General features: G+C 49.5%; 19 protein-coding genes. 2 read left to right on the plus strand and 17 right to left on the minus strand.

Annotated features, from left to right (window positions below; translation table 11 throughout):
- Positions 1-105: 105 nt before the first annotated feature.
- A complete protein-coding gene (locus BBD42_RS00070) occupies positions 106-1,503 on the plus strand; it encodes an ArnT family glycosyltransferase (protein ID WP_099516489.1) in 1,398 nt (465 codons plus the stop codon).
- A gap of 123 nt (positions 1,504-1,626) precedes the next feature.
- Here BBD42_RS00070 and BBD42_RS00075 read toward each other — a convergent pair whose 3' ends face one another.
- The 9 genes from BBD42_RS00075 to BBD42_RS00115 all read right to left on the minus strand — a co-directional run bounded on the left by BBD42_RS00075 (position 1,627) and on the right by BBD42_RS00115 (position 11,391).
- Complete coding sequence (locus tag BBD42_RS00075) at positions 1,627-2,145, minus strand: TetR/AcrR family transcriptional regulator (protein WP_237163305.1); 519 nt, start codon at positions 2,143-2,145, stop codon at positions 1,627-1,629.
- Positions 2,146-2,345: 200 nt separating this feature from the next.
- Positions 2,346-3,143 carry a DeoR/GlpR family DNA-binding transcription regulator gene (locus BBD42_RS00080; RefSeq protein ID WP_099516491.1) on the minus strand — a complete coding sequence of 266 codons (798 nt, stop codon included), beginning with the start codon at positions 3,141-3,143 and terminating at the stop codon, positions 2,346-2,348.
- 2 nt (positions 3,144-3,145) lie between these two features.
- Complete coding sequence (locus tag BBD42_RS00085) at positions 3,146-4,102, minus strand: sugar kinase (protein WP_099516492.1); 957 nt, start codon at positions 4,100-4,102, stop codon at positions 3,146-3,148.
- 80 nt (positions 4,103-4,182) lie between these two features.
- Positions 4,183-4,614, minus strand: a complete 432-nt coding sequence (locus BBD42_RS00090; protein ID WP_056039818.1) for a hypothetical protein — start codon at positions 4,612-4,614, stop codon at positions 4,183-4,185.
- A gap of 239 nt (positions 4,615-4,853) precedes the next feature.
- Positions 4,854-7,013 (minus strand): DNA helicase RecQ, encoded by a 2,160-nt coding sequence (gene recQ, locus BBD42_RS00095; RefSeq protein ID WP_099516493.1) that lies wholly within the window; start codon positions 7,011-7,013, stop codon positions 4,854-4,856.
- 162 nt (positions 7,014-7,175) lie between these two features.
- Entirely contained in the window at positions 7,176-8,117 is a 942-nt protein-coding gene (mdh, locus tag BBD42_RS00100; protein ID WP_099516494.1) for a malate dehydrogenase, read from the minus strand.
- Between the two features lie 29 nt (positions 8,118-8,146).
- Positions 8,147-9,442 (minus strand): NADP-dependent isocitrate dehydrogenase, encoded by a 1,296-nt coding sequence (icd, locus tag BBD42_RS00105; RefSeq protein WP_099516495.1) that lies wholly within the window; start codon positions 9,440-9,442, stop codon positions 8,147-8,149.
- A 48-nt stretch (positions 9,443-9,490) separates the two neighbouring features.
- Positions 9,491-10,603 carry a citrate synthase gene (gene citZ, locus BBD42_RS00110; protein ID WP_099516496.1) on the minus strand — a complete coding sequence of 371 codons (1,113 nt, stop codon included), beginning with the start codon at positions 10,601-10,603 and terminating at the stop codon, positions 9,491-9,493.
- A 449-nt stretch (positions 10,604-11,052) separates the two neighbouring features.
- Positions 11,053-11,391, minus strand: coding sequence for a hypothetical protein (locus BBD42_RS00115; protein ID WP_099516497.1), 339 nt, complete (start codon positions 11,389-11,391; stop codon positions 11,053-11,055).
- Between the two features lie 296 nt (positions 11,392-11,687).
- Between BBD42_RS00115 and ppx the strand changes: the two genes are divergently transcribed.
- On the plus strand, positions 11,688-13,223 hold the full coding sequence (gene ppx / locus BBD42_RS00120; RefSeq protein WP_099516498.1) for an exopolyphosphatase: 1,536 nt from the start codon (positions 11,688-11,690) through the stop codon (positions 13,221-13,223).
- Positions 13,224-13,311: 88 nt separating this feature from the next.
- Here ppx and ppk1 read toward each other — a convergent pair whose 3' ends face one another.
- The 8 genes from ppk1 to BBD42_RS00160 all read right to left on the minus strand — a co-directional run bounded on the left by ppk1 (position 13,312) and on the right by BBD42_RS00160 (position 21,316).
- Positions 13,312-15,372 (minus strand): polyphosphate kinase 1, encoded by a 2,061-nt coding sequence (ppk1, locus tag BBD42_RS00125; protein ID WP_099516499.1) that lies wholly within the window; start codon positions 15,370-15,372, stop codon positions 13,312-13,314.
- Between the two features lie 86 nt (positions 15,373-15,458).
- Positions 15,459-15,851 (minus strand): FxsA family protein, encoded by a 393-nt coding sequence (locus BBD42_RS00130; RefSeq protein ID WP_056039805.1) that lies wholly within the window; start codon positions 15,849-15,851, stop codon positions 15,459-15,461.
- 46 nt (positions 15,852-15,897) lie between these two features.
- The gene (locus BBD42_RS00135) at positions 15,898-16,374 is read right to left on the minus strand and encodes an acyl-CoA thioesterase (protein ID WP_099516500.1); all 477 of its coding nucleotides are present in this window, start codon (positions 16,372-16,374) and stop codon (positions 15,898-15,900) included.
- A 197-nt stretch (positions 16,375-16,571) separates the two neighbouring features.
- On the minus strand, positions 16,572-18,326 hold the full coding sequence (gene pyk, locus BBD42_RS00140) for a pyruvate kinase (protein ID WP_056039801.1): 1,755 nt from the start codon (positions 18,324-18,326) through the stop codon (positions 16,572-16,574).
- Positions 18,327-18,549: 223 nt separating this feature from the next.
- Positions 18,550-19,626 (minus strand): acetyl-CoA carboxylase carboxyltransferase subunit alpha, encoded by a 1,077-nt coding sequence (locus BBD42_RS00145; RefSeq protein WP_099516501.1) that lies wholly within the window; start codon positions 19,624-19,626, stop codon positions 18,550-18,552.
- On the minus strand, positions 19,616-20,488 hold the full coding sequence (accD, locus tag BBD42_RS00150) for an acetyl-CoA carboxylase, carboxyltransferase subunit beta (RefSeq protein ID WP_099516502.1): 873 nt from the start codon (positions 20,486-20,488) through the stop codon (positions 19,616-19,618). The genes BBD42_RS00145 and accD overlap by 11 nt, the downstream gene beginning before the upstream one ends.
- A gap of 40 nt (positions 20,489-20,528) precedes the next feature.
- Positions 20,529-20,717 carry a hypothetical protein gene (locus BBD42_RS00155; protein WP_046229439.1) on the minus strand — a complete coding sequence of 63 codons (189 nt, stop codon included), beginning with the start codon at positions 20,715-20,717 and terminating at the stop codon, positions 20,529-20,531.
- Between the two features lie 98 nt (positions 20,718-20,815).
- A complete protein-coding gene (locus tag BBD42_RS00160) occupies positions 20,816-21,316 on the minus strand; it encodes a phosphatidylglycerophosphatase A family protein (RefSeq protein ID WP_099516503.1) in 501 nt (166 codons plus the stop codon).
- Between the last annotated feature and the right edge of the window lie 263 nt (positions 21,317-21,579).

A 21,579-nucleotide genomic window follows, 5' to 3' on the forward strand; every position in this document is an offset into this window, starting at 1 on the left:
GCTGTGCGCTTATTCCACTCATTCCAATCGATACGTTCTTTTTCTGCTCAAACGTTCACTTTTATAGGAGGCTTATTTTTCGTTGTCGTTTTCGCTGCATCCTTTATGAATACAGCGCAGCTGCTCCAAAGTCCCTTGCTTGCCGCTAGCGGTGTTTTCCTTACACTTATCCTTATACTTGCCGCCTCCTGGCTGCTTGGACGCCAAATATCGGCTAAAGGCTATTTGCTCGCACTCATAGCGATCAGCCTGCTGGCCCGGCTCGGCTGGATTATTTGGATCGATACACCTCCCGATTCCGATTTCCTGTTTATGTATAATGCTGCCAAGCTAGCAGCAGCAGGCGATTTTTCATTTAATCAGGATGAATATTTCCTCAGCTGGGTGTACCAGTTTGGCTTTACGATGTATGAAGCGGGCATGATCAAGCTATTTGGCGGAGCAGCACTGTTCATGCTTAAGCTAGTTAATGTGCTGTTCAGTGCAGCGACCGTGCTGCTCGTTTATTACACTGCCCTAGAGCTGTTTAACGAGCATACGGCGCGAATTGCGGGGCTGCTGTATGCGCTCTATATTCCCAATATTATCATGTGCTCGGTACTGACGAATCAGCATTGGTCGACATTCTTTTTCACACTCGGCTGCCTGCTTATCATTAGTAAAAGCTTCGAAAACAAATACGGCTGGCTTCTAATTGGCCTCTCCTTCGGACTTGCGAACTTGATGAGACCGCTAAGCCTCGTGTATTTAGCTGGCTTTGCTGCCTTTCTACTGCTATTTCGCTTATTCAAGGCGAACTTCGGCAATCATAGGTCTGCCGGGCGATCAATTGGCAAATCCACTACCTTACTGCTTGCCCGTGCCGCAGGCGTGTTTATTATTTTTTATATGGTGCAAGCTTTAGCCAGCTATGCACTCGTGCAAAGCGAAGCCTCGCAATACCCGTTATCTAACCGGGAGCCTTATTGGAAATTCGTCGTAGGATTAAATGCGGAAACAGATGGCAGATGGTCGCTTGAGGATGGCAAGCACGTGCTGCAATTTAAGCTTGGAGAGGAGCGCGACGCAGCAGAACTGGCATTGATCAAGGAGCGTCTCGCCGATCCGGCCGCAGTAGCCTCACTGTTTGCACGAAAGCTCGCTATTTTTTGGGGCGAAGAGGATTCGGCGGTTATGTGGAGCTTGAAGGATATGAATCAGGAACAGCTTGCTGCCGTCCTAAAAATAGCGGAGCGCTTCCTCTTCACTGCCATGAGCGCAGCAGGAGCCTATTCGCTGTACAGCTTATGGCGCAGCAGGTTTGCCGAGCAGCATAAGGCCGGCCACATGCTTTTTCTGATTTTACTGCTGGGCTATGCGTTCGTGCAGCTTTGGATTGAAATACAAGCAAGATATCGGCTCGATCTGCTTCCATGCTTTATTTTATTGCAGAGTTACGGTATCTATTTGATGCAAATGAAACGAACAGCGCGGCGAAAAATAAAGGCCAGCTCCCTGAATTGAAGGCAGCCGACCTTTAAATATGGAGCAGCAGCAGCGGAAGTTGCCATTGTCCGAGCAGTTATCGGCACGATTCCGCTGCTTTATTTTAATTAATGAATGATCATTCATTAAAATTCAAAAAATTTATCGCTTTATCGCGTCCCAGCTCATTTTAATCGCGCTATCCAGCTTTTCAGGCGTAAACTCAAAATCACCTTTAAACTGCTCTTTAACCAGTTCGGCTACTGGCAAAATAGAATACGTAATCAGCATATGATTATCTACATCCTTGAACAGCTGCTGCTGCTTGCCGCTCTCAAAAAACTCAAATATAGGCATATACAGCGCGGCGCTTTCTTCCAAGCACCAATTTTGCAGCAAGGGCGAGTTCGAGATTTGTTCCATAAACATAAAATAAGATTTGTGCTCCTGTACAAATTGGATAAAATTGCGAATGTACAGATTAAAGCGCTGCTCGATCGGTGCCGAATGGTCTACCCCATTAAACAGCTTATCGCTCATTATTTTTTTCGCTTTTAAATACGTCTTGCCGAGCATATCCTCCTTATTCTCAAAATAAATGTAAATTGTAGCTGCGGATACATTCGCCCGCTTGGCGATTTTAGAAATGGACGTTTCCGAAATGCCAATTTCGTTAATCAACTGAATCGTAGCTTCAAAAATTAATTCTATTTTATTTTCATCTCTTAGTCTCATGCGTCAACAATAAACGATCGTTTATTTATTGTCAATACTAAACGACAGCTGGCAGATTGGCCCCCATTTTTATGCGACGACCAAGCCAAGGAATACAAAGACAGGCAGCAGGAGCCACTTTCCACGCTCCTGCTGCCTTACCATTGCTAACTATTCGTTTCTGCTACGTAAACGTCAATATTGAGCTGCTGTGCCGCCAGCTTAAGCTCGCCTTCAATCGGCTGATCGGTAATGAAAGCTTGCAGCGCTGCAAGCGGCGAAATCGCGAACAGTGACATTTTGCCAACCTTCGTCTGATCGAATACCGCATACGTCTCAACGGATCGCCTAATCAGCGCTTTGGCAATTTGCGCTTCCTGTTCCGAATACGTCGTAATGCCCCCGCCTGCCGATACGCCATCGACGCCAATGAACATTTTTCCAATATTCAAATGGTCGACCATGCCTTCACCCAGCGGCCCGCAAAGCTCAAAGCTGTTGTGGCGCATAATTCCGCCCGTGACAACGACTTGAATCGGGCTCCCCGCCAGCTCCATTGCAATATTTACCGCATTCGTCACGACGGTAATGCCGCTTCTGAGCTTAAGCTGCTTGGCAATCAAATAATTGGTCGTGCCGCCGGACAGGCCGATGACATCGCCCTCCTGAATAAGCGATACCGCCTTCGCGGCAATTCTTTCTTTTTCCAGGTACGAAATATCCTGCTTTTCCGAAAAGCCCATATCACGAACGGCACTGAGCCCGTCATACATCGCCCCGCCAATCGTGCGAATAATCGGATAGCTGGCTTCCATTTGCTCTAAGTCTCTTCTTGCGGTCGCTTCCGAACAATCGAATTGCTCCACAATCTCGGAAATCGTAACGCGCCCCTGCTGCTTAAGCAGTTGCAAAATCGCCTCGCGGCGGCGCTGTCCTTTAGACGACGGAACATTCGCTTCAGCCATAATTAGCGCTCCACCCATGCTTTATCGCTCATGCGCTGCTCGACAACGCTCCATTCTGGAAGCGCCTCCCAATCTCCGCGCATTTGAACGACGAGTGAGCCATTGATGCTCGCAAGCTTTACAGCTTCAACAGGCGTCATGCCCTTCATAATGCCTGCCAAAAAGCCAGCGCAAAAACCATCGCCCGCTCCGACCGTATCAATAACCTTGTCCGCCTTATAGAAAGGAACAGCCGTTTCCTCGCTGCCATCCAGAACAATCGTCGCATCATCTTTGCCTTTAATGATTTTCACCGCATTCAGTTCAAGCAGCTTTTGCTTCACAACATCATAGCTATCGGTGCTGTACAGCAGCATCAGTTCGTCCCAGCCCGGCAAAAAGTAATCCGCATCAGCCGCAAAAGGCAGCAGTACCTCCCGCGCTTCTTCAATCGACCAAAGCTTCAGCCGCAAATTGGGATCAAAGCTTACTTTGACGCCAGCATCCTTTGCAATGTCGATGGCTCTGCGCACCGTCCGGCGGCAATTCTCGCTTAGCGCCGCTGTAATTCCCGTTACATGCAGCAGCTTCGCTCCTTGAATGTACGCCTCATCAAGATGCTCTGGCTCCATCCGGCTTGCAGCAGAATGCTTGCGGTAATAATGCACGGCCATGCGGCCTGCTACCGTCTCGCGGAACATCATGCCCGTTGGCGCTTCTTCGCTCAGCCTGACGCGGGATACATCTACCCCTTCCCCGCGAAGCGTTTTCAATATAATCCGCCCGAAAGGATCATTACCAAGAGCGCCGAACCAGCCTACAGAGCTTCCTAAGCGTGAAAGGCCAATGGCGACATTGCTTTCCGCCCCGCCGAAGCCCTGCTCCAGTGTTGTCGCCCGTTCAATCGCCTTATGCTCCTGCGGCATAAATAGCGCCATCGATTCTCCGAATGTAATGATGTCTGGTGATGCTTGTCCCACATTCTCCGCCCCCTGCAACGTTGATTTGAGTTCGCTTTCCTTCCATAATCAAACAAATACGGTGTTCACTTGCCGACTTGCTATACGGTAGCAAAAATCGGGAAACGCATAAAATAAATAACAACCAGGTACAGCACCAGCACGATCAGGCTCATGACGCGAGCTTTGCCGATATGTGCAGAAGCGCTTTGACCTTCACGAATAGAAGAAACGATGCGCTTCAGCGGCTTCGTAATAATACCGCCCAAAGCGGCAATCCCCAAAAACAAAACCGTTACAATAATCATCCAGATTACGGCATAATCGCCTTTCGACATCATGTAGCCGCCTGTCAGCAGTTGGACAATGAGAAAATATTGTGCGACCCGGTTTGCCGACAGCAGGCCATCAGCCAACCCTTCCTGTCCTACTCCTGCAAGCTTCGATGCCCGGCCAATCATAATCGGCAGCACGATATAAAAACCCATCCCTACAGCGCCCAATAAATGCAGCAAAACCATTACGTTATACATTCAGCTTTCCTCCTAAAAAAATTTGCGGAGCAGCAAGCGCTAGGCATGCATCGGCTTAATTCTCGCATGGCAAAGCTTGCGCTTAAATGCGCAAGCTTTATTGTTGCGATGCGATGAGTGCCCGCCAGCGCTGCATTAGCACCGTTTTTCTACTAAACACAGTATACTAAATGAACCTAGCAAATACAAAGAACTTCCATAAACCAATTAACTTACTCCGTTAAAAAACTAGCCATCGCTCAATCCTCTGCCTTCAGGCCGTATTTAAAAATAACGGCATGGATCGCAAAATAATCGACATCGTCCGGCAGCGCATCTTTAATCGGGCGCAGCTTCTCAGGACCCAACTCCATAATGGCTGCCACAATTTCCTCTTCGCGATGGGCGGGAATGATTCGGCTAAAGTCCAGCTCATAGCCCTCCTCCGCACAGCGGATAATATGCCCTTCCACCGTTACCCGGCTGAGGCCGCGCTCTGCGGATATGTCCTTTGGCGATTTGCCTTCATTAAACAGCTCTAACGACAGCACATGGCTAGGCGTTTCATCATTCCCTGCCCTGCTGGAAGGCTCTGCAGAAACCGTCCTTGACTGCCCAACAGCAGCTGCCTCGTGAGGCTTGCCTGCATGCTCGCCAATAATAGCCAGCACCTCGGCGCCATATTTCCGCGCCTTGGCTGCACCAATCCCTTTCGTTTGCAGCAGCTCGTCTTCGGTGAGTGGTTTGGCATCAGCCAGTTCCTTGAGCGTTGCATCAAAAAAGAGCATAAACGGCGGCACATTTTCGCGGGCTGCCGTCTCTTTGCGCCACTGCTTCAATGCATCGAACAGCGGCGAAGCCATTCCGCCCTGCCCCGAATCCCTGCGCTTTACCGTTGTCCGCAGACGCTGCATGACCGTCTCCTTGCCTTCCAGAACAGGCAAAGCATTCGTCGTGAGCGAGACGGTCGGATATTGCCCATCGCTCATCCGCAAGTAGCCCTCGGCTACAAGCCAATAGAGCCAATCGGTAATTTCCTTCTCTGGCCAGCTGCTGAGCAGCCCATATGTAGTGAGCGCATCCAGCCTGAACTCCAGCAGCCGTTTGTCGCGTGACCCTTTAAGAACTTTAGCTGCCATCGTCACGCCAAACCGACCGCGCATTCTGCCTACGCAGGAAAGGGCCTTCTGCGCTTCTGACGTTCGATCAACCAGCTCGCTTTTGTCGAGGCAGTTGCCGCATTTTCCGCACGGCTCTACATTTTTCTCGCCAAAATAATCGACGATAAACTGCTGCAGGCAGCGATGCGTCCGGCTATAGTTCATCATCGTATTCAGCTTGGACAGCTGAATCGACTTCCGTTCTGTATCGCCGACGCCCTGCTCGATAAGAAACCGCTGTACCTGCACATCCTGAGGCTCGAACAGCAAAATGCATTCGCTCTCCTCGCCGTCGCGTCCCGCCCGGCCCGCTTCCTGGTAATACGACTCAACGTCGCCAGGCATTTGCCAGTGCAGCACATAACGCACGTTAGGCTTGTCGATGCCCATGCCAAACGCATTCGTGGCGACCATAACGCGCAGTTCATCGAAACGGAAGCGCTCCTGAGTCGTCGCCCGCTCCTCGTCGGACAAGCCGCCATGATATTTGCCTGCGGCAATCCCTTTGCGTACAAGCTGATCATGAACAGACTCTGCTTCTTTGCGCGTAGCCGTATAAATAATGCCCGACTGCTCTTCGCGCTCGGTAATAAACTTCTGCAAAAATTTCTTTTTGTCCGCCCCGCTAATGACCGACAACGATAAATTCGGCCTAGCAAAGCCGCTGACAAAAATATTCGGATCATGCATGCCCAGCATAGCCGATACATCCCGCGCCACCTCGTCCGTTGCCGTTGCGGTAAAGCCTGCAACTAGCGGACGGTTAGCCAGCTGTCCAATCCAGCCTGCCAGCTGGCGATAGCTTGGGCGGAAATCATGCCCCCACTGCGAGACACAGTGGGCCTCATCAATGGCGATCATCGGAATTTCCATCTGCTCGCTAAGCGAGCTGAACATAGGCGCATCAAGCCGCTCTGGCGCCACATACAGCAGCTTGTAATCGCCTCTGAACGCGCTTCGCAGCACTTCGCGGTATTCTACAGCCCCAAGCGAGCTGTTCAAAAATGCCGCTGGAATGCCGAGCCTGTTCAGCGCATCGACCTGATCCTTCATAAGCGATATGAGCGGAGAAACAACAAGCGTCGTTCCATTCAGCAGCAAGGACGGTATTTGGTAACAGACGGACTTGCCTCCGCCAGTCGGGAGAATGGCAAGCGTATCCCGGCCTTCCAGTATTCCTTGAATAATGGCTTCCTGTCCAGGTCGAAACGAGTCATAGCCGTACACCCGTTTCAGCTCGGCTCTAGCTTGCTCCAGCATGCTTCTTTCCCTCCCTTTAGTTTCGCGGGTGAAATATAAGCCCATTATAAGGGTGAAACTTATAATTTCTTATATTTCAAACGGAAAAACCCTGCCAGCAAAGTGTCAGGGTCCTCCCGTACTAAATCTTTTATAAAAGCCAGCTTGCTTTAGCTAAATCCATTAAGCAGTTACGATTTGGATGACAGTTCGAACCGATTGCGCCGATTGATCAAGCGCAGCCTTTTCTTCTGCTGTCAAATCAAGCTCCAGCACTTTCTCAATGCCATCGCCGCCAATAACTGCGGGTACGCCCATGAACAGATCGTCATAGCCATATTCGCCTTCAAGGTAAGCGATAACTGGAATAATGCGTTTTTTGTCCTTCAAAATCGCTTCTGTCATTTGCACAAGCGCTGCAGCTGGCGCATAATATGCGCTGCCGTTGCCGAGCAAATTAACGATTTCGCCGCCGCCAACACGAGCGCGCTGCACGATAGCTTCAATGCGCTCAGCCGGGATCAGCTTCTCAATAGGAATACCGCCAGCGTTGGAATACCGAACAAGTGGAACCATATCGTCGCCATGACCGCCAAGCACGAAGCCGCGAACATCCTCCACGGAAACGTTAAGCTCTTGCGCAATAAATGTGCAGTAACGAGCAGTGTCAAGAACGCCGGATTGGCCGATAACGCGATTTTTAGGGAAACCAAGCGCTTGGTAAGCAACGTAAGTCATAGCATCAACCGGGTTGCTAAGAATAATGACATAAGCGTTAGGGCTTGTTGCCTTTACGTTCTCACAAACGGATTTCACGATACCCGCGTTCGTGTTAACAAGATCGTCACGGCTCATGCCGGGTTTACGGGCAATGCCCGCAGTAATTATAACGACATCGGAATCCTTCGTATCTGCATAGTCAGAAGTCCCGATAATGTTAACATCAAGGCCTTGTACTGGTGTCGATTCAAGCATGTCAAGCGCTTTGCCCTTTGTCGGGTTTTCCAATTGTGGAATATCGACGAGCACAACGTCGCCTAGCTCTTTTTGTGCTGCCATCAGGGCAGTTGTAGCGCCTGTGAAGCCTGCTCCAACAACAGTAATTTTTCTGCGTTTGATTGCCATTGTCTCATTACCTCCAGCCATTGTTGGTTCTAGAAGTTGTTGATAACCTCGTCAGCGAACTCGGAGCATTTCACTTCTTTAGCGCCATCCATCAAGCGGGCAAAGTCATAAGTTACTGTTTTGTTGTTGATCGATGCTTCCAGACCTTTGTAGATCAGGTCAGCCGCTTCCTGCCAGCCAAGGTGCTCAAGCAGCATTACGCCGGAGAGAATAACCGAGCCTGGGTTAACAACGTCTTTATCTGCATATTTAGGAGCTGTACCATGCGTAGCTTCAAAAATAGCATGTCCAGTCAAGTAGTTGATGTTTGCTCCTGGAGCGATACCGATACCGCCAACTTGCGCTGCAAGTGCATCGGACAGGTAGTCACCGTTCAGGTTCAGCGTTGCGATTACGTCGAAGTCAGTTGGACGAGTCAGAACTTGCTGCAAAGCGATGTCCGCAATAGCGTCCTTCACGATCAGCTTGCCAGCCGCTTCAGCAGCTGCTTGTGCTGCATTTGCAGCTTCTGTGCCTTCTGCTTCTTTAATGCGGTCATATTGACCCCAAGTGAAGGTTTGCTCTGCAAATTCTGTTTCAGCTACTTCGTAGCCCCAGTTTTTGAAAGCTCCTTCTGTAAATTTCATGATGTTGCCTTTGTGTACCAGTGTAAGCGACTTGCGGCCATGCTTAAGCGCATATTCAATTGCTGCGCGGGCAAGACGCTGCGAACCTTCTTTGGAAACCGGCTTGATGCCGATACCGGAAGTTTCAGGGAAACGGATTTTGTTAACGCCCATTTCAGTTTGCAGGAAGTTGATCACTTTTTTCACTTCTGCGGAACCTTCTTGGTACTCGATACCTGCATAAATGTCCTCTGTGTTTTCACGGAAAATAACCATGTCAACCAGCTCAGGGCGTTTTACAGGGGAAGGAACACCGTTAAAGTAACGAACAGGACGAAGGCATACGTACAGGTCAAGCTCTTGGCGAAGCGCTACGTTCAGGGAACGGATACCGCCGCCGATTGGCGTAGTCAAAGGACCTTTGATTGCTACGATATATTCACGAATTGCTGTCAGCGTATCAGCTGGCAACCACTCGCCGTATTCATTGAATGCTTTCTCGCCGGCAAAAACTTCGTACCAAGCGATCTTTTTGTCGCCGCCGTAAGCTTTCGCTACAGCTGCGTCAAGCACGCGTTTCGAAGCGCGCCAGATGTCGCGGCCTGTGCCGTCGCCTTCGATGAAAGGAATGATTGGATTGCTAGGAACGTTCAGCACACCGTTGTCGATAGTGATTTTGTCGCCTTCAGTAGGTAATGCGAATTTTTCGAATTGAGCCATTGTTTATAATTCCTCCTTTAATTTGTGTAACGGTACTAAAAGCAGCGCTTAGCGCTCGTCGATTGGAATATATTTCGCGTTGACTGGACCGATATAGTCGGCGCGAGGACGAATCAAGCGATTGTTCTCGTATTGCTCAAGAATATGAGCACTCCAGCCGGAAACGCGGCTAATCGCAAAAATTGGCGTAAATAGATCACGAGCAATGCCTAGTGTCGTATAGACGGAAGCAGAGTAGAAATCTACGTTTGGCTTAAGGCCTTTTTGGCCGGTAACGAGCTCTTCGATCTTGATCGACATTTCATAAAGCTCCAAATTTCCAGTCAGCTTGCCGAGCTCTTGCGACATCTTTTGCAGATGCTTGGCGCGTGGATCGCCGTTTTTGTAAACGCGGTGACCGAAGCCCATAATCTTCTGCTTGTTCGCAAGCGCATTGTTGATATATGGCTCAACATTGGCAAGGGAGCCGATTTCCTCCAGCATAACCATTACCGCTTCATTAGCGCCGCCATGCAGCGGGCCTTTGAGCGCGCCGATTGCCGAGGTAACACCGGAATAAATGTCAGATAAAGTCGCTACCGTTACACGTGCCGCAAATGTAGATGCGTTAAGCTCATGGTCAGCATGCAGCACAAGTGCCTGATCAAGCGCTTTCACTGCAACCTCTTCAGGATCTTTGCCCGTAAGCATGTACAGGAAGTTATGGGCGATGGATACGCCTTTCTTCGGAGCAATTGGATCTTTGCCTTCACGAATGCGAGCGAACGCTGCTACAACGGCTGGCAATTGCGCCTGCAACTTAATCGCTTTCAGCTGATTAGCTTCAGCAGTCATTTCATTAGCCGACTCATCATATAGAGCAAGGCTTGAAATTGCTGTACGAAGTGCCGCCATCGAATTCGTGTCCTTCGGGTACAGCTTAATTTGCTGGATAACGCCTTCAGGAATTGCTGTGTATGCATCTAACTGCTCTTGCAGTTTTGCTAGCTCGGAACGATTAGGCAGTTTGCCATACCATAACAAATAGGCAACCTCTTCAAATGTCGCATTTTCTGCCAAATCATCAATATCTATACCGCGGTATGTCAACACTCCGTCAATAATCGAGCTGATTGACGAAGAAGCGGCGACAATTCCTTCCAGACCTTTAGTTGCTGTCATCGTTCTCTCTCCTTTAGCTTGGAAATTTCACATCGCAAAATATCATTCGAATCCATGTCGTCCGTATAATCATAAATGATTTTGACAACAAAGTGAACAAAAGCACATATAAAAATGCTTTATCAGTAAGAAAGAAAATTGTGATGGGGTTGCTGGCATGTGAAATAACCTCACCTTTCGACACCCTGACAGATCTGGTACCTGCTTATGTAGTTAGATGTAAACGCCTGTCTTCTATCTTAACAGAAAAACAGGCAGAGTACTAACCGATCACGATACAAGCTTTAATAATCGTTTGTAAATAGACGAAACGACCGCTCCCGGCAAAATTCCGGGAAACAGCCGCTGCTTCATTTTTGCTGTTGTTGATTGATGTCGAAATGCCAAGGGCCTGCTGCGCAGCAAGTATTCTTCCCTATAATAGGCTAAAGAAACAAATGGTTTGCAGATTAATGATTTAACTCTCCAAATGATGAGCCTAGATACTGTGGCTGCTGATACGCAAAGGATTGGTTCGCATTTGAACTGGAAATTTGATTGCAAATGCTAGAAATTTGCTGCATTTGCTGCATCGCCTTTTGGTGACCTTGCAATAAGGTTTGGATAATATGGGCCGCTTGATGCTCACGCTGAGCAATTTGCTCCAACTGGGCGGCATTTGCTTGTTCTTGCCTCAGCAGCTGCTGATACATGCCTGACGCTTGCTGTGTTTGCTGCATCAGCTGCTGTAGAAGATGCTCGCATTGGGAAAGCTGTTGGCTAATATTCGTTTGTGAAAACTGATTCATTCGTAAAACCTCCAGATTGTTTAATAAACCGCCTCCTTTAATATGACTTACAAATCCATTTTTATTCCTGATTCGACAAATCTCGAATATCGTGTTTTGCAACCCTAGAAGCTTGCTTTGAATGTCGCCTTACGCATCTTAAGACATTCTTCATCTGCTATGTTAAAATAAATTATTGCAAGGTGAAACGGCTGTTGCCATCCTTTGGCGGCGCGGCGCGTTTCATTCCGAGAAATATAGAGAAAGAATAACGTTAAGTTAGACTTCCTATATTTCAAAAAAAACGGAGGTTCGCTATGAATGAACATCGCATTGGTATTATAGATATAGGCTCCAACTCGGTGAGGCTCGTTGTTTATGAGCGAACAGCACACGGAGCACACCGCGTCATTGACGGGAGCAAACGCCCGGCACGCCTGAGTGAACGAATTGACGAGCAAGGCAATCTATCGGCTGAGGCAATGAGCGAGCTGCTCGGCACACTCAGCCATTTCCGCTTAATTTGCGCCCACAACCGAACGGGAGAAATCCGCGCAGTGGCAACAGCGGCTATTCGCAACGCTTCGAACCGCGTGGTAATTTTGGAAGCGATAAAAGCCGAAACCGGCCTTGATATAGAACTGCTTAGCGGCGAGCAAGAGGCCGCCTTTGGCTTCCTTGGGATGATTAATGCGATGGACCTGGAGGATGGTCTATTAGTCGATATTGGCGGCGGCAGCACGGAGGTATCGCTGTTTCGCGGACGCAAGCTGCAGCATTCCGTCTCCTTTCCTTTTGGCTGCGTAAGCCTGAATCGGCGTTTCGCCTCCAAAGGCATGCTCAGCGACGAGGCGTTGCGCGCGCTGGACAATGCAGCGCTCGAAGCCTTCAAGTCCGTTCCATGGCTCACCAAAGCGCAGGGCCTGCCCATGATTGGCGTCGGGGGCACCGCAAGAGCGCTGGGTAAAATCCATCAAGCGGCGACGAACTACCCTTTTCATCAAACACATAATTATGCGATACCCGGAGGCGACGCCGAAATGGTGTTTGACCAGCTGCGGGCCCTGCCGCTGGACAAACGCAGCAAGTTTCCCGGCCTGTCCAAAGATCGGGTGGACGTTATTGTGCCTGGCTTAGCCGTGCTGCGCCAGCTTTACAAGCTGACTAAAGCTTCAGGCTATATCATTTGCGGTGCCGGATTGCGCGACGGCATTTTTCATGACACACGATTTTCGCAAGAGTCTACTCATCAGGATGTGCTGGGCTTCAGCCTGCATAACATCAGCATGCTTCATCCCGCTGCACCGATGCAGCATGTATCGCAGGTAAATCGGCTTGCTTTGCAATTGTATGATGAGCTGAGAGAACTGCACCAAATGCCATCGCGATCGCGGATTTTGCTTGATGCCGCTTCCAGCCTGTTCCGAATTGGCGCTTCCATTGACTACTACGATTACGCCAAGCATACGTTTTATTTAATCGTCAACTCGCATTTGAATGGATTGTCCCATAAGGAAATTTTGATTACAGCTTCGATCGCATCTTATAAAAGCAAAAGCCGGGCACGTCAGCAGCTCCGTCCTTACAAAGAAATGCTTGTCGAGTCCGACTATGAGTTAATCGGCAGGCTGGGCACGCTGCTGCAGCTCGCCTCAGCGCTTGACCGCAGCGAGACACAGGCGCTAAGCAGGCTGGCCGTCTCTCTTACGCCTGAGCAGCTTAAGCTGCACGCCGTACGTCCTAGCAGCTCGCTGACCGTTGAGCGTCTGGAGGTAGGCGAGCTCGCTCCCGAGTTTTCCAAGCTGTGGAAGCTGACTCCTGTGCTTGAGCTGCCTGATTATATTCAGGCATAGAAATCGTTGCTTTCCTTAAATATTTTCATAAAAAATAACGCGGTGAAAAAGGAATAGAGCTTCCCTTTCCCACCGCGTTTTTCTTTTTTTATACTTGTACTTTCCAGCCGGGGATATGTCTAGCCTCGAATTGACTGCGGAACGGTTTATTTTCATTTTCAACATGAATATAAGTGCCGTTTGACTGCAGCCTCCTAGCTTTGACATTGTCATTCAAATTCAAGCTCAGCATGTTGATGAGCGTCTGGCGCAAATGCGCGTCGTACACTGGACACATCAGCTCCACCCGCTTCATCAGATTGCGCGTCATCCAGTCGGCACTGGATAAATACACTTCCTCTTCCCCGCCATTGTGGAAATACATGACTCTTGCATGCTCCAAATAACGGTCCACAATGCTGATTACCTGAATGTTCTCGCTTCGGCCAGCAACACCAGGACGCAAGCAGCATACGCCGCGGACAATCAAATCGATTTTCACGCCTGCCTGCGAAGCCTCATACAGCTTATCGACCATCTCTTGATTGGAGAGCGAGTTCATCTTCGCAATGACACGGCCCTTCTTACCAGCCGCCACATGCGCGATTTCCCGGTCAATTAGGCGGAACAGCTTCTGCTTGAGATCCGTTGGAGCTACGCCAAAAGCTTTCCAGTCATATGGATCGGAATAGCCCGTCACCTCATTGAACAGCGCCGATGCATCGCCGCCGATTGTCGGATGAGATGTAAACAGGCCGATATCGGTATACAGCGTCGCTGTGCTGTCATTGTAATTGCCTGTGCCCACATGCACATAACGGCGCAGCGTGTCCTGCTCCCGGCGCACGACGAGCAATATTTTCGCATGGGTTTTTAATCCAATCAGACCGTAAACGACATGGCAGCCCGCTTTCTCCAGCTGGCGCGCCCATGCAATATTGCGCTCCTCATCGAATCGCGCCTTCAGCTCGACCACAACGGTCACCTGCTTGCCAGATTCGGCCGCTTCAGCCAGCGCCTGAACGAGCGCTGACTTGCCGCTGACCCGATACATCGTCATTTTAATCGCAAGCACATCCGGATCGGTAGCCGCCTGCAGCACAAAATCATTAACCGCATCAAACGATTCATACGGATGGTACATGAGAACGTCCCGCTGGCGAATCACTTCAAACATGTCGTCCGTGTCGTCAAATTCCATCGGATAGACCGGCTCCATTTTGTCATAACGCAAATGGTCGTAGCCTGGTATTGCCTGAGCGAATTTCATCATAAAGCTTAAATCGAGCGGGCCATCAATTTCGATCAGGTTATCCTCGATTTCCAGCTCATCCTTGAGAATATCCAGCGCATCCGGATGCATGCCGCGAGCAACCTCAAGCCGCACGGAGATGCCCCAACGGCGTTTGCGCAGCTCCTTCTCAATTTCCTCCAGCAAATCCTCGGCATCCTCATTGAGCGTAAAATCTGCATTGCGCGTTAAACGAAACGCATGCACCGCATAAGCTCCATAGCCATTGAAAAGGGTATCGATAAATTGCTCAATTAGATCCTCCAGCAGCACATATTCGCGCTTTTTGCTATTCGGGCGTTCAGGCAGCGGGACAAATCTTGCTAAAATCGAGGGTACCTGCACCATTGCGAATAGCGGGTCTTCATCAGGTGCGGCTTCCGGGTGGCGCAATAAAACAGCTAAATATAATTCCTTTGTATGTACAAGCGGAAAAGGCCTGCTCTGATCGACCGCCATCGGTGTCAGGACAGGAAATACAATTTCATGAAAATACTCCGATACGGCCTTGGACTGCGTCATATTCAGCTCGCTCATTGAACGGATGGCAATGCCTTCCCGTCCCAAGCCGCGCAGCACGTCCCGATAAGATTTATATTGATCATGCACCATTTGATTCGTGCGTTTAATTAATCGTTTCCATAAGCCCGCGGGCGTATAGCCTGTAAAATCAATTTTAGAATAGCCTGCTTTAATTTGCTCTTGAATGCCCGCTACACGCACACTCATAAATTCATCTAAATTACTGGATACAATGGCTAGAAACTTGGCCCGCTCAAGCAGCGGATTGTTTACATCCTGAGCCTCTTGAAGCACTCGGCAGTTAAATTCGGCCCAACTTAAATCTCTGTTAACATAGTGGGACAAATGTTTTGTCATTTTGTGCGCCTCCCTCATATATGCCCCTATTATGCGCTACAACTATTCGTGTCATATTATTAATTTGTAAAGCTAATGTAAACATCTTAGAACTTGCGTATGGAAAAAGATCCTCCGCGTATCCGTTTCTCCAGCCAGTGCAGCATGATCTGCTGATAAAAGGAACGGGTAAACGGCAGCAGAAAGGTCAGACCGATGATATCGCTGAAAAAGCCGGGGATCAGCAGCAGCAAACCGCCAGCCAGCACACATAGACCCTCCAGCAGCTTTCGTCCGGGTATTTGGCCCTGCTGCAGCTGAAGCTGCGCTTCTGCCCACACTCTGCGTCCCTCCGCCAGCGTCAAATACGCACCGACCATACTGAACAAAACGATGAGCCCAAACGTCTTCCACCCGCCAAGCCAGCTGCCCACTTGCACGATGCCCCAAAACTCAATCAAAGGCAATATAATCAATGCTGCGATGAGCCATTTTTTCATTATAAATTCCTCCCGTCCTGTTTATGCTGGCAGAAGCCGTCACCATTTAGCTTGTTATCTGCCTCATTAAATCATACAGCGCGGGGAGCCCTTTGTCCAAACGCATAGGCCGCCACTCCTTATTTACCCACACATGCTTGGTTCCTCCCGTAACGAGCCGCTCCCCCGGAAGGCTTTCCTGCTGCGCGTAAAAAGCGGGCTTAAACGACGCCTCATCCACTTTGCGAATTTCCGATTCAAAGGATAAACGCACGGAAGTGAAGTCCGATATGCGCGTGCAAATAAGCAGTGTGTCGTCATAACGTGCCGGCAAAGCATAATGGCAATGCAAATCGATGACAGGCAGCAGCATGCCGCTTTGTTCAATTGATTTGTAGTCAAAGCCTGCCGATCGTATCAGCTCGGTGCGCCCAATTTCAAACCAGTTCAAATAGTTCGTGTGAAACACAACCCCCATTTGATCCGTTTCCTGATAACGGACGCGCAGCGGATGCGCGAACCATCCAGACAACAGGCTGCTCATCTTGTAAACCTCCCTTTAAGTTCAACAAAAGCGACGGTGAAATCACCATCGCTTGTTGTTGCTCTGTCTATACGAGCAGAGAATATTAAGTTAAGGTGAAACGGCCGAAAGCCGTCCTCTGGCGGCGCATGGTGTTTCAGTCCGAGAAATATAGAGAAAGTATGACGAAATCATATACTTTCCTACATTTTTAAAAATTATACAGACTTGGATTGGCCGGAATAAATAACGCCTGTTTCGCCGTAAAGCGTAACTTCCATGCCATCTTCCAAAATAGTTGTAGCATTAGAAATGCCCAGAATAACTGGAATTCCGAGGTTGATGCCACAAACAGCCGCATGGCTAGTAATGCCGCCTTGCTCCGTTACGACAGCAGCCGCTTTCTCGAATGCAGGCATATATTCTTTATCGGTCGATACGGTTACCAGAATCGAACCTTGTTTTGTTTTTGCAATAGCTTCTTCAGGCGTGCGGGCAACGACTACTGTACCAGTAGCTGTTTGGCTGCCGATGCCTTGTCCATTTGCCAGAAGCTCGCCAATGTGGTGAATTTTGATCAGGTTTGTTGTTCCGGAGCGGCCTACTGGCACACCAGCCGTAATAACGATTGTATCGCCAAGAGCAAGCAAACCAGTGCTAAGTGCGCCAGTTACTGCATTTTCGAACAAACCGTCTGTGGAATCAACTAGAGCGCCTTTAACTGGAATAACGCCCCATACAAGTGCCAAGCGACGCATTACCGTCTCTTCTGTTGTTACCGCAATGATCGGCGCTTTCGGACGGTATTTGGATACCATACGGGAAGTGAAGCCGCTTTGCGTCGAAGTAACGATCGCTTTCGCTTTCAGGTCAAATGCGGAATTAGCAACCGCTTGGGAAATTGCTTCCGTTACGCTTGTTTGCTGTGCATTCGCTTGTTTCGTGAAAATTTCACGGTATTCAAGAGCCGATTCTGCACGCTCAGCGATACGAGCCATCGTTTGTACCGATTCAACTGGATATTTACCAGCAGCTGTTTCGCCGGAAAGCATGATCGCATCTGTACCGTCGAAAATCGCGTTCGCAACGTCGCTCGCCTCAGCACGAGTCGGACGCGGGTTGCGCTGCATCGAATCCAGCATTTGTGTTGCTGTAATAACGGGCTTGCCAGCGCGATTACATTTTTGAATCATCGATTTTTGTACGAGCGGTACTTCTTCTGCTGGAATTTCAACGCCAAGGTCGCCACGGGCAACCATCAGGCCGTCGGAAACTTCCAAAATTTCATCAAGGTTGTCTACACCTTGCTGGTTCTCAATTTTAGAAATAATTTGGATATGACCCGCGTTGTGGCGCTCCAGAAGCTCACGAATTTCCAAAACATCGCTTGCTTTACGCACGAAGGAAGCCGCGATGAAATCTACGCCTTGCTCGATGCCGAACACGATGTCGTTCGCGTCTTTCTCAGTAATACCAGGAAGCGAGATGTTTACGCCTGGTACGTTAACGCCCTTCTTGCTTTTAATTTGACCGCTGTTGACGATGCGGCAAATGATTTCTGTTCCTTGCACCTCTTCAACCGTCAAGCCAATTAGGCCGTCATCGATCAAAATGGTCGAACCAACCGAAACGTCGTTAGGCAGATCCGTATAAGTAATCGGAATACGCGTTACGTCGCCAAGAATTTCTTCTGTTGTCAAAGCGATTTTCTCGCCTTGCACCAGTTCAATTGGCTCTTCTTTCAATTTGCCCAGACGAATTTCCGGACCTTTCGTATCAAGGAGAATGGCAGTTGTTTTGCCGAGTTCGATATTTGCTTGACGAATATTCTTGATGCGGTTACCGTGCTCTTCAAAATCGCCGTGGGAGAAGTTCAGACGAGCGACATTCATGCCCGCTTGAATAAGCTTCTTCGTGTTTTCAAGTGATTCGCTGGATGGTCCGATTGTACATACAATCTTTGTTTTGCGCATGTTTAGTTTTCCTCCGTTATATTGCCTGCTTGAATGGTAGGCCTTGCTAGTTGATCTTCTTTTAAAAATATAAGAATTTATAAGTTGTTCACATATAAATAGGCTTATATTTCTCGGAATGAAACGCGCTGTGCCGCCATAGGACGGCGAAAGCCGTTTCACCTTGACCACAACTTAAATTACACGATTACGGGCAGCTTGTACAGTATAAAATATTTGTAAACTATACCTGCGCCGATTCCGGCTGTGCTGCTTTCTCGGTGCTTGGTTCTCCGCCTGCTGCCGCTGCCTCGGAAGGCTCGTCTGCCAGCTCAACGGTTTGCTGTTCTTCTGCCAGCGTCTGCTGGGCAATTTGGAACTTGCCGATTTTGCGGAATTTGCTGTAGCGGTCCTCTTTCAGCTCTTCCGGCGTCATGGCGCGCAGCTCCTGCAAATGGCTCCACAGCTTGGTCTTCAAGTGCTCTGCTGTAAAATCAAGATCACGATGCGCACCGCCCTGCGGCTCCTCTACAATGTCCTCGATGACTTCAAACGCGAGTAAATCTTTGGCTGTAATCTTCATCGCTTCCGCCGCCTGATCAGCTTTCGATGCATCCTTCCAGAGAATCGAAGCTGCTCCATTCGGCGAAATTGCTGAATAAATCGCATTTTCCAGCATGAGCACCCGGTTGCCTACGCCAAGCGCAAGTGCGCCGCCGCTGCCGCCTTCGCCAATAACGACGCATATGATCGGCACGCCGAAACCAGCCATCTCCCGCAAATTACGGGCAATTGCTTCCGATTGGCCCCGTTCCTCAGCAGTATTGCCAGGATAAGCGCCTTTCGTATCAATAAAAGTAATAATGGGGCGATTAAATTTATTAGCTTGCTGCATGAAGCGCAGCGCCTTGCGGAAACCTTCCGGGTGGGGACTTCCGAAGAAGCGGGCGATGTTGTCGCGCGTATCCTTGCCGCGCTGGTGTCCGACAACCGTTACCGGTACCCCGTTCAGCTTGGCAAGTCCGCCTACGATAGCCAAATCATCGGCAAACAGGCGGTCGCCATGCAGCTCGATGAAATCGGTAAACACCGCCTGAATGAAATCCAGCGTCGTTGGACGCTGATGGTGGCGCGCTACATGCATTTTTTGCGCAGGGGTCAGCTCCTGGTACATTTCCTGTTCCAGCTGCTTGCAGCGCTCCTCAAGCCGGGCAATTTCCTCGGAAAAATCCATGCCATTGCCCGCCGCGAGCGTTTCCAGCGTCTTTATCTTTTCCCTTAAATCACTGAGCGGTTTCTCGAACGGAAGCTCACCCGCCATTAGACAATCCCTCCCCTGCGGTATGCATATCAAGCAGCTTGGTCAGCATATGCTTCATGTCGTTACGGTGTACAACCATATCAAGCTGGCCATGCTGCAAATTGAATTCCGCCGTCTGGAAGTTGTCCGGCAGCTTCTGGCGAATCGTCTGCTCGATTACAATGCGGCCTGCAAAGCCTACTAATGCGCCAGGCTCGGCCAAATTGTAGTCGCCAAGACTTGCGAAGCTCGCCGAGACGCCACCCATCGTTGGATCGGTGAATACCGAGATAAACAAGCCGCCCGCTTCATGAAGCTTGGAGAGCGCTGCGCTTGTTTTCGCCATTTGCATAAGGCTCAGGATGCTTTCCTGCATGCGTGCGCCACCCGATGTCGAGAAAATAATAAGCGGCAGGCGCTTGTCAAGCGCCGCTTCTACAGCCCGCGTTATCTTTTCACCTACGACCGAGCCCATGCTGCCGCTGAAAAAGTCAAAGCTCATGACAGCGACAACGACAGGAAGACCGCCGATAGTTCCTTCGCCGGTAACAACTGCTTCACGCAAATTCGGATTTTTAGCCAGTTGCTGCTCCAGCTTGCTTGCATAACCAGGGAAACCAAGCGGATCTTCCGATACTAGGTCAGTATCGTATTCCGTCAGCTGTCCTTCATCAAGCGTCATAGCAATGCGCTCCCAAGCCGAAAGGCGGAAGTGATAGCCACAGGAGGAGCAGACCTTCAGATTCTTCTCCAGCTCTTTGCTGTATTGAATCGTTCCGCACCGCGTACACTTATTCATCAGTCCTTCTGGAATGTCGCGTTTAGGGCGCTCCGAAGGTACTGTCGCGTATTTCTTCTTCGTAAACAAGTCCTTAATTTGCACGTATGACACCTCTCAAGGCGCAATCGAATAAGGGAATCCATTACGGCTGAAACAAGGAGTTAAACACTTCTTGAACTTCCTCCAGCTCACCCGACGGCACCAATATTTCAAATTGCTGTTTAGACAGATTGACTGGACGGATCTTCACGAGAAATCCTTCTTCCGTAAGCCGTTTCTTGATATTCTCTGCGATTTTTGCTGTTGGCGCGATATAAATGACCGTCCACATTATGGTACCTCCTGAAAACTTTGCTACGGGCAAAGTTTACATCTTAAACATAGCTAAGTCCCGTTAACAGGTCATATGATCTTATAATAGTATCATAATCATGGGGAATCGGGCAAATGGTATTGCTGCGCTTTCGGGTCCTGATGTGCAATTCTTGCCGATGCGGCCGCCGCAAGTCCCGCAACGAGATCATCGAGGAACACATGAATATGCCGCCCTTTTATATTAAGCTGATTAATAATGCCAGGCTTCACTTTATCCAAATAACCAAAACTCGTCAAGCCGATCATCCCGTACACGTTCGTAATGCCAAGCGCCAGCGTCTCATCTACCCCATACAGCGACTCGTCATTTTCCATAATCGCCTGCAGCGGTTCAGGCAATAGCTTGCGCTCCGCCAGCTCGTCTAAAGCGATGCCCGTATACAGCACATACTGCACCTCGCGCTTGCCTAGTACAGCCCGAACGCTGTCCTCGCATTCCTTCATGCTTAAGCTCGCATTGTAAGGACGCTGCAGCGTATACACAATCTCAGCGATATCATCGACCTTCACTCCGCGCTTGCCCAGCCACGCTTCAATCTTGGATGTCGAAGCCATGTCCATCCCTCCCATGCTTGTACGCTGTTATGCAGCGTAAGCAGCGGCAATGCGGCTTTCGGGGCCCTAATAACGATGCTGCCTTTCGCGGAAGCTGTATCCCCATAGCCCGCAAGCAACAGCTGACCTCCCGCATTTCTCCGCTTGTATCCCTAAATGTATGCGGATAACGAAAGATATGTGCATCATTTTGAATTCGCTTGCGCAAGAGGTCGCAGGGTGAAAACTTAGAAAGCGGAGAGAACGAAATAAGAGAAGAAAGC

Source organism: Paenibacillus sp. BIHB 4019, from assembly GCF_002741035.1.
In the GTDB taxonomy this organism is placed as follows: domain Bacteria; phylum Bacillota; class Bacilli; order Paenibacillales; family Paenibacillaceae; genus Pristimantibacillus.

Coding starts and splice junctions, on each gene's coding strand:
- ppx (WP_099516498.1), top strand. CDS start 11,688: ATGAATGAACATCGCATTGGTATTATAGATATAGGCTCCAACTCGGTG.
- BBD42_RS00115 (WP_099516497.1), bottom strand. CDS start 11,391: ATGAATCAGTTTTCACAAACGAATATTAGCCAACAGCTTTCCCAATGC.
- ppk1 (WP_099516499.1), bottom strand. CDS start 15,372: ATGACAAAACATTTGTCCCACTATGTTAACAGAGATTTAAGTTGGGCC.
- citZ (WP_099516496.1), bottom strand. CDS start 10,603: ATGACAGCAACTAAAGGTCTGGAAGGAATTGTCGCCGCTTCTTCGTCA.
- BBD42_RS00160 (WP_099516503.1), bottom strand. CDS start 21,316: ATGGCTTCGACATCCAAGATTGAAGCGTGGCTGGGCAAGCGCGGAGTG.
- pyk (WP_056039801.1), bottom strand. CDS start 18,326: ATGCGCAAAACAAAGATTGTATGTACAATCGGACCATCCAGCGAATCA.
- BBD42_RS00070 (WP_099516489.1), top strand. CDS start 106: ATGAATACAGCGCAGCTGCTCCAAAGTCCCTTGCTTGCCGCTAGCGGT.
- BBD42_RS00155 (WP_046229439.1), bottom strand. CDS start 20,717: ATGTGGACGGTCATTTATATCGCGCCAACAGCAAAAATCGCAGAGAAT.
- icd (WP_099516495.1), bottom strand. CDS start 9,442: ATGGCTCAATTCGAAAAATTCGCATTACCTACTGAAGGCGACAAAATC.
- BBD42_RS00130 (WP_056039805.1), bottom strand. CDS start 15,851: ATGAAAAAATGGCTCATCGCAGCATTGATTATATTGCCTTTGATTGAG.
- BBD42_RS00080 (WP_099516491.1), bottom strand. CDS start 3,143: ATGGCTGAAGCGAATGTTCCGTCGTCTAAAGGACAGCGCCGCCGCGAG.
- BBD42_RS00145 (WP_099516501.1), bottom strand. CDS start 19,626: ATGGCGGGTGAGCTTCCGTTCGAGAAACCGCTCAGTGATTTAAGGGAA.
- mdh (WP_099516494.1), bottom strand. CDS start 8,117: ATGGCAATCAAACGCAGAAAAATTACTGTTGTTGGAGCAGGCTTCACA.
- BBD42_RS00090 (WP_056039818.1), bottom strand. CDS start 4,614: ATGTATAACGTAATGGTTTTGCTGCATTTATTGGGCGCTGTAGGGATG.
- recQ (WP_099516493.1), bottom strand. CDS start 7,013: ATGCTGGAGCAAGCTAGAGCCGAGCTGAAACGGGTGTACGGCTATGAC.
- BBD42_RS00135 (WP_099516500.1), bottom strand. CDS start 16,374: ATGAGCAGCCTGTTGTCTGGATGGTTCGCGCATCCGCTGCGCGTCCGT.